Origin of the sequence: Microbacterium sp. BWT-B31, from assembly GCF_041379855.1 — a bacterium.
Taxonomy (GTDB): Bacteria; Actinomycetota; Actinomycetes; order Actinomycetales; family Microbacteriaceae; genus Microbacterium.
On record NZ_JBFECU010000001.1, the window covers coordinates 507,974 to 522,773 of the forward strand.

Consider the following 14,800-nt stretch of genomic DNA (forward strand, 5'->3'; position numbering starts at 1 on the left):
CGCTCAGCCGCCGAGGTATGCCTCGTGCAGCAGCTGCGGCTCCTCGGACAGCCGGGCGGCGTCTCCCTGGAAGGTGACATGGCCGCTGGCCACGACGATGGCCTCTCGCGCGAGCTGCAGCGCGAGTCCGGTGAACTGCTCCACGAGCAGCACGCCCGCGCCCGCCTCGGCGAGGGTGGCGACGACCGGGAACAGTCGTGTGAACACCACCGGCGCCAGCCCGAGGGACATCTCGTCGATCAGCAGGAACCGCGGCTTGGCGGCGAAGGCTCGGGCGAGCACGACCATCTGCTGCTCGCCGCCCGACAGCAGGGCGGCGGGGGAGTCGATCCGCTTCTCGAGCTCGGGGAAGTGCGCGAGCGCAGCGTCGATCTCGGCAGGGCTGCGCGCGGCCAGCGACAGGTTCTCTCGTACCGTGAGGGAGGGGAAGACTGCGCGTCCCTGCTCGATGTGGACGATGCCGCGGCGGGCGCGCGCCACACGCGAGAGCTTGTCGATCCGCTCGCCCCCGAGCCGGATGCTGCCGCCCGAGTGCGGGATCACCCCCGAGATCGATTCGATGAGACTCGTCTTCCCCGCTCCGTTGGGCCCGACCAGCGCCAGCACCTCGCCCGGTGCGAGGCTGAGCGACACGTGCGAGATGACCGGCCCGGCGCCCCGGCTCACCGTCACGTCGTCCAGTTCCAGCAGATCCTCGGTCATTGCAGCAGCTCCGTCTCGCCCATGTATGCCTTGATCACCGCGGGGTCTTGCAGCACCTCAGACTGCGGCCCGGACGCCAGCACCTTGCCGAAGTCGAGCACCGTGAGCCGGGGGCACACCGAGCGCACGAGATCGAGGTCGTGCTCGATGATCACCAGCGAGATGCCGAAGCGCGCCGGCAGGTCGCGCAGTCGCAGCGCGAGCGCCAAGTGCTCGTCGTGCGACAGCCCGGCCGCGGGCTCGTCGAGGATCAGCAGGCGTGGTTTGGCGAGCACGTTCGCGGCGACTTCCACGAGCCGCCGCGTGCCCACGTCGATCCCCGACAGCCGCATCCGCGCCGGAGGGCAACCGAAGAAGGCCAGTGTGCGCTCGATCTCGGCGCGTTCGATCCGCCTGCGGGCGACGAACCGCACGTACGCCTCGACGGTGAGCGAGGGCGGCACGCGGTCCTGCTGATACGTGCGACGCAGTCCGAGCCGCGCGCGCCGCGTCGGCGAGAGTCCGGCCAGGTCGACGCCGTCCAGCAGCACGCGACCGCCGTGACGGGGCAGGAATCCGCTGATCGCGTCGACGAAGGTCGACTTGCCTGCTCCGTTCGGACCGATCAGGCCCATGATCGTGCCTGCCGCCACCTCGAACGACACCTCGTCCAGCGCCGTCAGAGCGCCGAAGCGCACGGTCAGTCCGTCCACGACGAGCGTGGGCGCGTTCGCGTCCGTCACCGGGTCGATCGTCGCGACGGTCGCCGTCGAGATCGCTTCGCCGGGCGGGGGGCCGGAGTCCGCGGATGCCATGGCCCCGGCCTCCGCGGACTCCGGGTCTGTTGCGGCCAGGCGCCGGTCAGCCCGACGGTAGACAAGGTTGCGGATGCCTTGGCCGAGGTTCGTGCCGCTGGTGAGGGCTTGGACGCCCAAGGCGCCGAACACCACGAACGCCCAGTCCTGGGGAACGCCCCAGCGTTTGAGCAGCTCGGGGACGAGCACCCAGGTGATCCCGCCGAAGATCGCCATGTCGATGAGGTGCGCACCGGACATGATCGCGAGGACGTACAGCGCCAGCGACTGCAGCGGTGTGAAGCTCGATGCGAACGGCAGCTGCACCTGCCCGGCGATGAGTCCGCCTGAGATCCCGCCCAGCGCCGCGCTGATGGCGAACGCGGTGAGCTTGGCTCTGGGCACGCTCTGGCCGGCTGAGGCGGTGCCCCGCTCCGAGAACGCCACGGACTTCCAGCTCGATCCCCAGCGGCCGCGCTGGAGGAAGAAGACGGCGAGCCCGCACAGGGCCAGGACGATCACGCTGAACAGGAAGAAGTCACGGTCGCTGGAGAACAGCCGAGGCCGCTGCACAGCGATGCCCTCGGCGGAGCCGGGGAACTGAATCTGCAAGAGCGTGACTCCCGCCGCAGCCGCGAACCCGAGCGTCACCACCGCCAGGTTGACGCCTCGCAGGCGCAGGGCGGGCAGTCCCACGAGGATTCCCGCGAGGCCCGCGCCGAGGCCCCCGGCGACGAGCCACACGGTGAAGCCGCCCGGGGCGTCGATGTAGCTGAGGCCGGCGACGATCCATGCGCCGATCGCGGCGAACGTCAGCTGGCAGAGGGCGATCATGCCGGCCGAGCCGGTGACGATGCCCAGGCCCAGGATCGCGATGGTCGCGGTCACGGCCGACACGGCGAGAAACACGAAGTAGCCCGAAAGGCCCCGACTCAACGCGTAGCCGACCGCGACCCCGACGACGGCGACGGCGAACGGCCAGGTCACGCGGACCCAGGGGCGGTCAGCGAGCCGCATCCCACACCTCCTTGCGCTGTGTCCACAGCAGCAGCACGACAATGAACAAGAACGGGATGAAGTTGCGCACGTACACGACCTCTTGGATCTGCGCGACCAGCCCCGAGAGCATCCCGAGCACGAGCCCGCCGACCACCGCGAGGTCGAGTCGGCGGAAGCCGCCGAGCAGCGCCGCCGCTGCGGCGGGAACGATCAGCATCGACAGGCTTGTCGCGTCGTTGGACTGCGACGGCGCGACGATGACGATGACGATGGCGCTCACCACCCCGGTGGCGAACCACACCGAGATCGACAGCGGACGAGAGCGGATGCCGAGGAGCTCGGCCGTGGTGGGCCGTTCCGAAAGCGCCCGCATCTGGGTGCCGATCATCGTCTTTGTCAGCACCAGGTACGCCCCGACCGCCACGAGAAGCGACATTCCGACGGTCCACAGCGCGACCTGGCTGATCACGACCCCGCCGAACGAGAACGCAGGCCCCGCGATGATGGGCGTGAACGGCTGGGGCTTGTTGCCGAACAGGATGAAAGACAGCGCGACGAGCAGCAGCAGCGGCCCGACTGTCATCGCCGATCGGGTGGTGACGGAGGCTTCTGAGAGCCAGGTCGCGGCGATCCAGCCGATCGCGGCGGAGAGCAGTCCGGCGACGAGGATGCCGATCAGCGCGGCCAGCCAGATCGGCAGGCCCGCTTGCGTGACGAGCCACACGGCGCAGAACGCGCCGAACATGCCGGTCGCCGCCTGCGCGAAGTTGACGACCCGGACCAGTCGCGCCATCAGGGCGAGACAGACGCCGAGGACGGCGTACAGGCCGCCGGCGGCGAGCCCGGAGAGGGCGCCTTCGATCATTTTCGATCCTCCGATATCGATCCGTGTTGCCTCGCGGCAGATGCTCCGTGGGGTCCGAGCGGCGGCCGGGTGTGGTCCTGGTCCACCCGGCCGCCGCTTCTGGGTCACTGGGCGGGAATCGGCAGCCAGTCGTCCTCGGCGCGCTCCCACGTGTTGGTGCCGCTGTTCAGCACGATCGGCCAGCCGGACGTGGGGACGACGCCGAACTCGAACGGCTCGCCGACCATCGGGTTCTCGATGGGATCCATCGCTTTGATCGCCGCGGCGACGGATTCGCGGGTGACGTCGCCGTCGATCGAACTGATCGCCTCGATGAAGTACTTCGCCGCGAGGTATCCGCCCTGGCTGAACGCCGTCAGCGGGATGTCGTTGTCCTCCATGAGCGCGCGCCAGTCCGCGTTGATGTCGTTCTCCTCGGTGAACGGGTAGAACTCCGCGGGCACGTAGATGCCGGCTCCTGCGTTGTCGACGGCGTCGGCGAAGTTCTCGCTGTAGACGCTCGTCAGGAACAGCCACGTGACGTCGTCCCAGCCTTGGGCGTTGGCCGCCTTCACCTGGCCGATCGCGTCGGGCTCGGTGCCGTTGACCGCCACCGCCTGGCAGCCCGCCTGCCGGGCCTTGACGATGTATGGGGTGTAGTCGCTGGTGCCGAAGGGCACCGTGTCGTCCAGGTACAGCGGCTCCTTGCCCGTGATCTTGCTCCAGCGGTCGATCCCGGCCTGATAGGTGGCCCGCGTCGAACCGGCGATCTCGAGCAGGATGCAGATGTCGTCGATGTCGAGCACCTCTGAGCCGTACATCAGCGTGAGGGTGAGGTCGCTGTAGGGGCCGACGTTGGCGGGGGAGATGTTCGGGCTGTTGAAGCATCCGGTGTCCACGCCGATGCCCGGGATCGAGAGGATGCCCTCCTGCGCGTAGTAGTCCGCGTTCAGCTCGCACTCGATGAGGCTTGCCGAGCCGACCATGGCCACAGCCTCGTCGCTGCCGACGAGTTCGCGGGCGGAGGCAGTGGCTGCCGCCGGGTCGCCCTTGTCGTCGAGCACCTTGTACTCGATCTTGCGCCCGTCGAGGCCGCCGTCGGCGTTGAACTTGTCGAACACGGCCTGGGCGGCACGGGATGCCTCGGGGAATGTCGCCGCGCCGCTGATCGTGTTGACGGAGCCGACCACGATCGGCGACCCCTCTGCGCCCGCGTCGTTCGCGCAGCCGGCCAATGCGAGCGCTGCGGCAGCCGCCATGGCTGCCGATGCGTAGAGCTTCTTGTTCATCCTTGTCTGCCTCTCCGGTCGGGTAAGGACGCTGCGTCGCGCGATGCGACGCCGACCCGCGGGTGCGGTTCGCGGGAGTGGATCTGACGCTAGGGGCCGTGTGAGGGCCACGGTGTGCCGCGGGAGCATGGGTGTTGTCCAGGAGGGCACGGCCCGGGGCGTCCTCAGGCCGCGCGCGGCCTCACCCCGGCTGTGTGGGGGTGGGGGAAGACCGAGGTCAGCAGGCAGCTGCGCCCGCCCGCGCGGCAGCGCGGCCGGTGAGCCCCAGGAGCACTCCGGTGTTCACCGGGCGGCGGACGATCAGTGGCCGGCGCGGAACTCGCTCGGCGAACTGCCGTAGGTCGACTTGAACGTGCGACTGAAATGGGCGGCGTCCACGAAGCCCCACCTCGCGGCGATGGCGGCGACCGGCCGGTCGGCGAGCGCCGGGTCGATGAGGTCTCGGCGGCATTGCTCGAGCCGGCGGGTGCGGATCCACGTGGACACGGTGGTGCCCTGCTCCTGGAACAGCCCGTGCAGGTGGCGCGTCGAGATGAAGTGGGCGGCGGCGATCGACGTGGGATCCAGGTCGGTCGAGGCGAGGTTGCGGTCGATATAGCTGCGGATGCGCTGCATCACGGCGCGATGCGGGTTGGCCGACACGCCGTCCAGATCGAGTTCCCGGGCGAAGACCGTGGCCACGAGGTCGAGCGCGCTGTGCGCGAGGCGGGCGCCGGTGGAGCCGGTGAGCAGGTCGAGGTTGCCGGCGAGCTGAGTCAGGTACGGCGTGACGATGCCGCCAAGGCCTTCGGAACCTGAGATGCCGACGGCGGTGAGGTCGCCGACCAGATCGGGCGGCAGAGTGAGCAGGTGGCGCGGGAACATCACGACCATCGAGCGGAAGTCCTGGTCGAAGGCGAGCGAGTACGGCCGGCTGGTGTCGTACACCGCCAGATCGCCGGGATTGAGCACGGCCTCGCGACCGTCCTGCACCAGCAGCCCGGTGCCTGCCAGCATGAGGCTGACTTTGAAGTGCGCCGGATCGCCGCGTGCGATCAGTTCGGGTGTGCGCTCGACGATGTGGTCGGTGGCGCGGATGTCGGACACATGGACGCCGTCGATGCCGGCCCCTCGGATCCTGGCCTGGAAGCGATCCGGATGGGCGCTTGTCACCTGCAACGGGACGAAAGAGTCGTTCACGGCAGCGCGGAAGTCGCTGATGTTTCGCGCGATCCGCGTGATGACCGTGTCGGGATTCACGACGCTGTGCACGGAGCTCACCTCGATCATTGAAGGAGTTACCAGCATCCCATAGGAGCCTCACGGTGGTCCGTGCCGCGTCCAGCGGCACGGACCACCGGTCACGCGGGCGGGTGCTCGCAGGTGCAGTCAGCACCCATGCCGCAGCTGCCCCCGGCGGGGGCTGCGGAGTCGCGGTGCGCCTGGCTGGACTCGGGGACGTCCATCGCGGGGTTGACGTCGAGGAACCCGTAGGGCTTGAACCAGAATCCGGCGTAGTCGACGGGCATGATGGGCCAGTCCTCGGGGCGGGGGATGTGCGTGAGGCCGAAGGTGTGCCACAGCACCAGGTCTTCGCCGTCGATCGAGCGGTCGTCGGCGGTGTACGCGGGAAGGCCCGCGCCGCCCTGGTGCGCGTTGGGGTATCGGCCGGCGGGCCAGCGCTCGTCGTGGTCGTAGGCGGTGCCCCACAGGTGCTTGGTGGCGAACGCGGCGCGCGCGGTGACCGACGAGGCCGGGTCGGCCATGAGCAGAGCGGTCTGCTGGGGGATCAGGTGGTACGCGGTGGGCTTTCCGATGTAGTTGGTCTTCGACGCCGAGCGCACCTCCCACACGCGGGAGACCGAGGCGTCGGCCTCGCGCTGGGCCTCGGACTCGGTGCGCAGGGGCGTCTCGGTCCAGGTGAACGCGTTGCCGAAGGGGTTCTGCTCGCCCATCGGGATGCGTGCGGCGTCGATCTCGACGAGCTGGTTGTCCTCGCCGTCGATCGCGACGTCCAGGCGCGCTGAGAACAGGTGCTGGTGCACGGGGGCGAACACGCCGGGTGCGATCTCGGGGGCGTGCGGGTTCACCGAGCCCGGATGCCCCGCCCCGACGAACACGATGCCCGTGGCCTTCGCCTCGACCTGGATCGAGCCGTCGAGGTAGAAGTACCAGAAGAATCCGTAGTCGTAGTTGCCGATGGTCGAGAAGTACGACACGACCAGGCGGCGGGAGCGGCGCACGTTGGAGCCGACCAGGCCGGGCTCGGTGTGCTTCCACAGGATGCCGTAGTCCTCTTCGTGCATGCACACCACGTTCGGGATCCTCACCGCGTGGCCGTGGTCGTCGGCGACGTGGCCGTCGAAGTAGCGGATCACGCCGAGGCAGTCGCAGCCGAGTTCGAGGTGGTTGCCGTTCTTGCCGAGCAGGTACTCGCCTGCGTCGAAGTAGCTGATCCAGAAGCGCGTGTTGGAGGTGTCGCCGTAGGGCACGACCATCTCGGGAACGCTCGCGCGCGTGAGCACGGGGCGGTCGTCGAAGCGCACGTCGTGCAGCACGAGTCCCTCGCGCGCGTTGAAGTCCACGCGCATGGACCAGTTCTCCCACTCCACCAGAGACCCGGCGACGCGGAAGCTCGGGCCCTCGGGCTGGGTGATCTCGATGGGCTTCAGGCTCGTGCGGGCGGGGCCGACGGCATCCGGCGTGTACTTTCCGCTGCCGGTCGGGACCGGCACGTCGCCCTCGTCCTCGATGCCGATGACCTCGTTGGTCACGAGGTCGACGTGAACGATGAGGCCTTCGACGGGATGCGCCCACGGGATGTCGTCCTCGCTGTCGCGCAGGAACGTGAGCGAGCGGATGACGCGGCGCCCGACTTCGTTCGCGCGGCCGACGAAGCCGGGCGCGAGCGGGGAGCAGAACGCGAGGTCGATGCGGTCCGCGAGTCCGCGGCGGGTCATCGCGGCGCGCCATTCGGGGGAGGCCTTCACGATCTCGGCGGCGCGGTCGTATTCCTCGAACAGGTACTGCGGCTGGCCGTACGGCGCCTGCGTCGGGTCGAGCTCCCGCGTCGACACGACCGTGTCACGGGCGACCGACACGATGACCTCGGTGACCGCGCCGGTCGCGGCATCCATCAGCGTCGCATCGACGCGCCGGTCGAACGCCTCGCCCGGCGTCCACGCGGCCAGCTCGTCCTTCGTGGGCTCGTCGGCAAGCAGCATCGGCACCCGGACGGTGTCGCCGAGCAGGCCTTCACGCACGAGGATCTCGCGCGCCGCCTCGATCTCGGCCGCGGTGAGCGGGTCGAGCGGGTGCTGCGGCTCGGGGCTCGCGACCGTCGTGAGCGGGCTCAGCCCGACGCCGAACGCGGCGTGGGCGTGCTCGTGGGCATGCGTCATTGCGGTCTCCTCCATCGTCTCGATCATTGTGGTCCAGGCCCGGGGGCGTGGCCTTGTCTCACCGCGCACGCGATCTGTCCCAGCGCGCTGAACCGTGCGGGCGTGCGCGGAGATCGCGCTGCTTATACGGGCTGTCGAACTCGCCGGCCACCTTCGCCCTGAGGGCGAGCGCGCCGCGCGCGGGACGGGCGCAAGATGGGGGTGACAGTGCGACGGAATCGTATACGATCTAGCTGCACTGAACTTCTGTACCGACACACCGACGAGGGAGTCCCCCTGTGAGTGAGTACCGCGAGACCGACCTGCTGGCGAGCGTGCCCGACGGCCTGTTCATCGGGGGCGAATGGCGCCCCGCCGAGGGTGGCGCGACGCTGACGGTGTCCGACCCCGCCACCGGTCAGGTCGTGAAGTCGATCGCCGATGCGTCGGTGGCCGATGGCAGGGCGGCGATGGATGCCGCCGTCGCGGCGTTCCCCGGCTGGGCGGCAACCCCCGCCCGCGAGCGCGGCGAGCTGCTGCGCCGTGCGTTCGATCTGCTGCAGGAGCGCAAGGAGGACTTCGCGCTGCTCATGACGATCGAGATGGGCAAGCCGCTGGCCGAGGCGCGCGGCGAGGTCGCGTACGGCGGCGAGTTCGTGCGCTGGTTCAGCGAGGAGGCCCCGCGCATCCAGGGTCGGTACGGCGCGAACCCCGAGGGCACGGGTCGCATGATCGTGTCGCAGCATCCGGTCGGGCCGTGCTACCTGATCACTCCGTGGAACTTTCCGCTCGCGATGGCCACTCGCAAGATCGCGCCCGCGCTCGCCGCCGGCTGCACGGTGGTCATCAAGCCCGCGGCGCTCACGCCGCTCACGACGCTGTTGTTCGTGAAGCTGCTCGAAGACGCGGGGCTCCCGGCGGGCGTGGTGAACGTCGTCACGACGACGAAGACCGGCCCCGTGTCTGAAGAGATCATCGCCGACCCGCGCCTGCGCAAGCTCTCGTTCACGGGCTCGACCCCGGTCGGTCAGACCCTCATGAAGCAGGCCGCGCAGGGGGTGCTTCGCACCTCGATGGAACTCGGCGGCAACGCGCCGTTCGTCGTGTTCGACGACGCCGACCTCGACAAGGCGGTCGACGGGGCGATGGCGGCGAAGTTCCGCAACATCGGCCAGGCCTGCACGGCCGCGAACCGGTTCATCGTGCACCGCCGTGTGGCCGACGAGTTCGCGCGCCGGGTCACCGAGCGCGTACAGGGGCTCAAGATCGGCCGCGGCACCGAGGACGGCGTCGCGATCGGTCCGCTCATCGACGACCGTGCGGTCGCCAAGGCCGCCCAGCTGGTTCAGGATGCCGTCGCCCGGGGCGCCTCGGTCGCCACGGGCGGGTCGGCGATCGATGGCCCCGGCACGTTCTACGAGCCCACCGTGGTCACCGGCGTCCAGGCCGGCAGCGACATCCTCCGCGAGGAGATCTTCGGCCCGGTGCTCGCGATCGTCCCGTTCGACACCGAGGACGAAGCGGTGCGCCTGGCCAACGACACCGAATACGGCCTCGTGTCGTACGTGTTCACCGAGAACCTCGCGCGCGGCCAGCGCATGATCGAGCGCCTCGAGACGGGCATGATGGGCCTGAACATGGGTGTCGTCTCCAACGCCGCCGCGCCGTTCGGCGGCTGGAAGATGTCGGGCCTGGGTCGCGAGGGCGGCGCCGAGGGCATCCACGAGTACCTGCAGACCAAGTACACGCTGACGCCGAACCCGTTCTGATTCGACATAGCTCGGAGGGCGAGTGCCCGCCGGGGGCGGTGGATTCTGCGATCGCGAAAACGTGATGTCATGAATGCGCCCGTGCCGACACTTCATGAGTGACGGCACTTCCCCCGACGCAGAGGGCACATGTACGACACCGACTCCGACCGCGAGCTCATCCGGCTCGCGCAGCGCGGCGACCGCGGCGCATTCAGTGCGCTGTACGCGCGCCACGGCAAGGCCGTGTACCTGTACGCGTGGGCCGTGATGCGCGACGACCGCGAAGCCGAAGACATCACACAGGAGGTCTTCGTGGTCGCGTGGCGGCGGCTGCGGGACATCCGGCTGGTGGACGCCTCGATGCTGCCGTGGCTGCTCGTGACGTGCCGCAATCTGTCGCGCAACGCGCTGCGTGCGCGCCGCGACGCCTTCGAGCTCGACGAGTCGCTGCTGCCCGGCGATCGCACGCGACAGGAGCGGATCGAGGAGCTGAGCTGGGTGCGCCAGGCGGTCGAGCGGCTCGGCGGCATGGATCAGCGCATCGTCCACCTGTGCCTGGTCGAGGGCTATTCGTATGCGGAGGCGGCCGAACACCTCGGCCTATCGGTGTCGGCGATCGCGAAGCGGCTCGAGCGCGCCCGCGCAGCGGTGCGCCTCGCTGTGAGGGGTGAGGCATGAGCGAGCGGATGCGACGCCCCGGCGCGCCTGAGCGCCCCAAGGAGGGCATCTACCTCGACGCCGCGCTGGCCGTTGTCGGCGAGCAGCTCGACGAGCGCATCGACGAACTCTCGCGCCGGCGACGGATGGGCGCACGCGCCGGGATCGCCGCGCTGTCGGTGCTCGCGGTCGCGAGCGGATCAGTCGCCGCCGCGGTCGCCCTCTCGGCTGCGCCCGCGACCCCGGCGCAGCAGGCGGCGCTCACCGCCGAGCACGTGCTGCGCTGCGTCGAGGATGACGGGACCGGGCGCGACGCGTACTTCACCCTGCGCTATCGCACGGGCGTCGGCGACGCGTCGGCCGACGAGGTGCGCGTGTGCGCGTCGGCCTGGTCGGCGCTCGAGCGCGATCAGGCGATGCTCGTCGCTGCCACGCCCGACCGGCTCGTCCAGATCGCCGAGGGGTTCGTCGCCGCCGCGCTTGTGGTGGACGACGAGAGCGGGAACCCCGCGCCCCAGGTCGCGGTGACCGATGCCTCGTTCGGTCGCCTGTCGGGCAGCGGAGGGATGCCGATCATGCTCGCGTGCGCGGGGGAGGCGGCATCCGTCGTCGTCGCCGTGCGCGATCGCGACCTCACCTCCGCCGAGCAGGCGCTCGCGTGCGAACGGGCCGCGTCGTGACCCGCGGATCGGTGGGCCGCGGCCTGCCTGGCCCGTTCGCTCGGCTCTGGCGCCAGCCGCTGCGCGTCGGTGCGCTGGGTCTTCTCGCCGTGACCGCGCTGGCGGCATCCGGAGTGCAGTCCGCCGCCGCGGCGGCGCTCCAGTCGACCCTCGACGACAACTGGCGAGGGCTGTACGACATCGTCGTCACCGCCGATGGCGGCGTCGGGGCGGTCGACGGGATGCTGCCGCCGAACACCCTCGCGAGGTCGTCCGAGGGCCTCTCGCTCGACGACCTCGCCGAGGTGCGCGCAGTGACCGGCGTGGAGGTCGCGGCACCGGTGGGCGAGGTCGTCGTGCCGGGCCTGCGGTACAGCACTCCGACCATCGCGATGCCGCGGGGGTTCATCCCCCGGGCCGCCGAGGTGCCGCAGGCCTACCGGATCACCGCCACCTACATGACGAACGACGGGCTCGGCGATCGCGCCGTCGCCCAGGGCGAGATGACCGTCGTGATCGACGACGCCCCGCACCGCGCGACGGACGGCGAGTGCACTCCCGGTGCGACGTCGTACCCGGGGCGCAACGGCGACTACCTCGCCGACCCGGCGCTCTATCCGAGCCTCGCGACCATGACGTGCCACGTGTGGCGAGCCGACGCGACCGTGCTCTACGGCAGCGGCATCTCGGGAATCATGGGCGACGAGGGAATGCCGCTCCTGTTCGACCTGCCGGCCGCCCCGCAGGCGATGACGCGTATCACCCTGGTCGACCCGGTCGCCGAGAAGGCGCTGCTCGGCGAGGAGGGTTCCTTCCTCGACCCGCTCATCGCCGTGCACCCGAGCGGCGAGCTCGAGTCCGCCGACGTCGACGCGTGGGCACAGAAGCAGCCGTCGTCGGACGAGTTCGCCCGTCGCCTCGTGCGCGCGGCCGCCGAGGCGCGCGCCGCGGGAGTTCCGCACTGGTCGCACGAGCAGCTCGCCGACCTGCGTGCTCTGTACGCGGCGAACGGCGACGACTTCGACGCGTGGACCGCCGCGAACGAGACCGTGAGCGCGCGCATCCCGGATCGCGCCGTCCCGCTTCTGGCGACGACGGCTGCCGCCGCTCAGCTGTCGGTCAAGATCGACGTGGCGGCCCTCGGCGACGCGCCGCCACTGTCTGCAGACGCGCGCGAGGAGGCGGCCGCCACGAGCGGGTACGCGCTGCCTGCGGAGGCGGTGGGCACGCCGATCGGCAGCGCCGTCGCGGACGTCTCGGACCTGCTCAACCCGTTCGCGGCGCGCGCGCCGGGTGTCGCGTGGCCGGGCGCGGACCTGAGCATCACCGACGCCGTGCCGAACTGGACCTCCCTCGAGATCAGCCGGCTCCTCGCGCCGACCGCCGGCGCGTTCGACGCCACCGCGGGACTCACCCTCGACGAGCGCGGGTTCGTCGCGCCGGAGCGCTCGATCGCCTCGCTCGATTGGGATGCCCCCGCAGGTACGCTGCTGGCGGCGAGCCCGCAGAAGGTCGGCACGGAGTCCGCTTACACCGGCCTCACCGACCTCTGGCGACGAGACAACACCGACAGCCGCTCGATCATGGCCGTGCCGGTCGGCTCGTTCGACCCGGACGCGCTGGGCATCGACACGGATGCCGCGGACTTCGTCCCGCTCGGCGCCTACGCGCCGGTCGGGACGACGATCGCTGACGGCCCGAATGCGGGCAAGACGATGGGGTCGAGCCTGTCGGGCCTCGGCCTTGTGTCGCCGCGCACGGTTGCGATCGGCTCGTTCGAATCCGCCGCCATCTGGGGTGCGGAGCGTCCGATCTCGGCGATCCGGGTGCGTGTCGGCGGCATTGAGGGGTACACGCCGGCGGCGCAGGAGAAGGTGATCCAGGTCGCCCAGGCCATCCAGGGGCTCGGACTCGACGCGTCCATCGTCGCGGGCTCGTCGCCCACCGACGCCGACGTGCAGGTCGGCGGGTACGCGTTCGGCACGTCCGACCCCGACGGTGCGCAGACGGTCGGCGACCTCGGTGCGGTGACGCAGCGGTGGTCGGAGCTCGGCGCCGCCGCCCGCGTGGAGCTGTCGGTGTCGACGGCGACGTTCGCGATCTTCGGCATCGCGCTCGCGGCGGCCGTCCTGCTGCTCGGGGCGGTGCAGATCGCCGGAGTGCCTGCCCGCCGCTCGCAGGCCGCCGTCATGGGGGAGCTCGGATTCACGCGATCGCGCATCGCCCAGTGGTTCGCTCTCGAAGAGGTGCCCGGACTGGTGATCGTCGCTCTGGTCGCGGCCGCCGCCTGGGCGATCTCGCGGGGTACAGGCATCGCGGCTTTCGCAGGGCTGGCGGCGGGCGGTGCGGTGCTGGTCTTCTCGGTCGGCGCCGTGGTCGCGGCGTCGCAGTCACGACGTAGCCGGATGCCCCGGCTCGCGGCATCCCGCCGGTTCGGCGCGCGCACGGTCGCCGCGTTCGGTGCGCGGCAGGCGGTGGCGCACCCGCTCTCGGCCGTTGTGCACCTCCTCGCGATCGCGATCGTCGGGATCACGGGCGCCGCCTTCGTGTCGGTCGTCCTGACCGCCCAGGGCGAGGCGGGCCAGTCGGGGCTCGCATTTCTCACCCTGGGGCGGCTCTTCGTCCCGCAGGTGCTGCTCGGCGCGGCGGGCATCGCCGCCGGCGTCCTGCTCGCGCTCTTGACGCGGCGCATCGATCTGGCGAGCCGCACCGACCAGTGGGCGACGCTGCGCGCCTGCGGCTGGACGAGCGGGCAACTCGCGCGCGCACAACGGGTCGAGGGCCTCGTCGTCGCGGTGCCGGCGACCGTCGTCGCGGCCTCGGCGGCCTGGATCGGCGCGCAGGCGCTCGAGCTGGGCTCGCCGGTCGCGCTCACGGTCGCCGCCGGCCTCGCCGCGATCGTGACCTCTCTCTTCGTGTTCTCGACCCGCAGAAAGGGCGCCCAGTGACCATCGACACCGCTTCCGACACGGATGCCGCCGCCACCGCCGACCTCGGCGGCGCCGCGATCGAGTTGCGCGGCGTCACGATCCAGTACGAGCGACCCGGCGGCGAGCCGCTGCGGATCGTCGAGGACTACGACCTCACGCTCGAGCGAGGGCGGATCCACTGCCTCGCGGGGCGCAGCGGCTCGGGGAAGACATCGATTCTGCGCGTCGCGGCGGGGCTCGTGCCCCCGGCGGCCGGTCGCGTGCTGTGGGAGGGGCTCGAGATCACGGGCCTGTCCGATGACGTCGTGACGACCCGCCGCCGCACGCACGTGGGCTACCTCGATCAGCGCGGCAGCCTCGTGCCCGGGCTCACCGCGCTCGAGAACGTGCTGCTGCCCGCCGTGCCGGAGCGGCGCACGCGCGCGCTCGCGCGTCCGGCGCGCGACATCCTGCACAGGCTCGGCATCGGTTCGCGCGCGACGCACTACCCCGACCGGCTCTCGGGCGGCGAACGGCAGCGCGTGGCGTTCGCCCGTGCACTCCTGCTCGGCCCGGCCGTCATCATGGCCGACGAGCCCACCGCGAGCCTGGACCGCGCGACGGCCGATCAGCTCATCGCGCTGCTGCGCGACCTTGCCGCCGACGGCATCGCGGTGCTCGTCGCATCGCACGACGAGCACCTCATCGCGGCGGCGGACTCGCGCACGACGCTCGCCTGAGCGCGGCGCAGCGGAAGGACCGGGGCGTCCGCTCCGCGTGTTCTGTGCGTCTCGGATCCTGCCCGCGCGGGCTCAGCCGAGCACGACGAGGAGACCGAGCACCGCTTCGCGCGCCGGG

Annotated in this window: 11 protein-coding genes; 5 read left to right on the plus strand and 6 right to left on the minus strand. The window is 70.9% G+C overall.

Features of this window, described 5'->3' with window-relative positions; translation table 11 throughout:
• Positions 1 to 3: 3 nt before the first annotated feature.
• The 6 genes from AB1K54_RS02180 to AB1K54_RS02205 all read right to left on the minus strand — a co-directional run bounded on the left by AB1K54_RS02180 (position 4) and on the right by AB1K54_RS02205 (position 7,987).
• Positions 4 to 702 carry an ABC transporter ATP-binding protein gene (locus AB1K54_RS02180; RefSeq protein WP_371201050.1) on the minus strand — a complete coding sequence of 233 codons (699 nt, stop codon included), beginning with the start codon at positions 700 to 702 and terminating at the stop codon, positions 4 to 6.
• Positions 699 to 2,492, minus strand: a complete 1,794-nt coding sequence (locus AB1K54_RS02185; protein WP_371201051.1) for an ATP-binding cassette domain-containing protein — start codon at positions 2,490 to 2,492, stop codon at positions 699 to 701. Before AB1K54_RS02185 ends, AB1K54_RS02180 begins: the two co-directional genes overlap by 4 nt.
• Positions 2,479 to 3,339: a branched-chain amino acid ABC transporter permease gene (locus AB1K54_RS02190; protein ID WP_371201052.1), complete on the minus strand. Its 861-nt coding sequence runs from the start codon at positions 3,337 to 3,339 to the stop codon at positions 2,479 to 2,481. The genes AB1K54_RS02185 and AB1K54_RS02190 overlap by 14 nt, the downstream gene beginning before the upstream one ends.
• A 104-nt stretch (positions 3,340 to 3,443) precedes the next feature.
• Positions 3,444 to 4,607 carry an ABC transporter substrate-binding protein gene (locus AB1K54_RS02195; RefSeq protein WP_371201053.1) on the minus strand — a complete coding sequence of 388 codons (1,164 nt, stop codon included), beginning with the start codon at positions 4,605 to 4,607 and terminating at the stop codon, positions 3,444 to 3,446.
• Positions 4,608 to 4,907: 300 nt separating this feature from the next.
• On the minus strand, positions 4,908 to 5,867 hold the full coding sequence (locus AB1K54_RS02200) for a helix-turn-helix domain-containing protein (protein ID WP_371201054.1): 960 nt from the start codon (positions 5,865 to 5,867) through the stop codon (positions 4,908 to 4,910).
• A gap of 80 nt (positions 5,868 to 5,947) precedes the next feature.
• Entirely contained in the window at positions 5,948 to 7,987 is a 2,040-nt protein-coding gene (locus AB1K54_RS02205) for a primary-amine oxidase (RefSeq protein WP_371201055.1), read from the minus strand.
• A 278-nt stretch (positions 7,988 to 8,265) separates the two neighbouring features.
• On the opposite strand from AB1K54_RS02205, the gene AB1K54_RS02210 reads away from it, so the two are divergent.
• From AB1K54_RS02210 to AB1K54_RS02230, 5 genes are all read left to right on the plus strand, one after another.
• Positions 8,266 to 9,735, plus strand: coding sequence for an NAD-dependent succinate-semialdehyde dehydrogenase (locus AB1K54_RS02210; RefSeq protein WP_371201056.1), 1,470 nt, complete (start codon positions 8,266 to 8,268; stop codon positions 9,733 to 9,735).
• A gap of 129 nt (positions 9,736 to 9,864) precedes the next feature.
• On the plus strand, positions 9,865 to 10,395 hold the full coding sequence (locus AB1K54_RS02215) for an RNA polymerase sigma factor (protein ID WP_371201057.1): 531 nt from the start codon (positions 9,865 to 9,867) through the stop codon (positions 10,393 to 10,395).
• Positions 10,392 to 11,054 carry a hypothetical protein gene (locus tag AB1K54_RS02220; protein ID WP_371201058.1) on the plus strand — a complete coding sequence of 221 codons (663 nt, stop codon included), beginning with the start codon at positions 10,392 to 10,394 and terminating at the stop codon, positions 11,052 to 11,054. Before AB1K54_RS02215 ends, AB1K54_RS02220 begins: the two co-directional genes overlap by 4 nt.
• A complete protein-coding gene (locus AB1K54_RS02225) occupies positions 11,051 to 13,981 on the plus strand; it encodes a hypothetical protein (protein WP_371201059.1) in 2,931 nt (976 codons plus the stop codon). The genes AB1K54_RS02220 and AB1K54_RS02225 overlap by 4 nt, the downstream gene beginning before the upstream one ends.
• Positions 13,978 to 14,682: an ABC transporter ATP-binding protein gene (locus AB1K54_RS02230; RefSeq protein ID WP_371201060.1), complete on the plus strand. Its 705-nt coding sequence runs from the start codon at positions 13,978 to 13,980 to the stop codon at positions 14,680 to 14,682. The genes AB1K54_RS02225 and AB1K54_RS02230 overlap by 4 nt, the downstream gene beginning before the upstream one ends.
• Positions 14,683 to 14,800 lie beyond the last annotated feature (118 nt).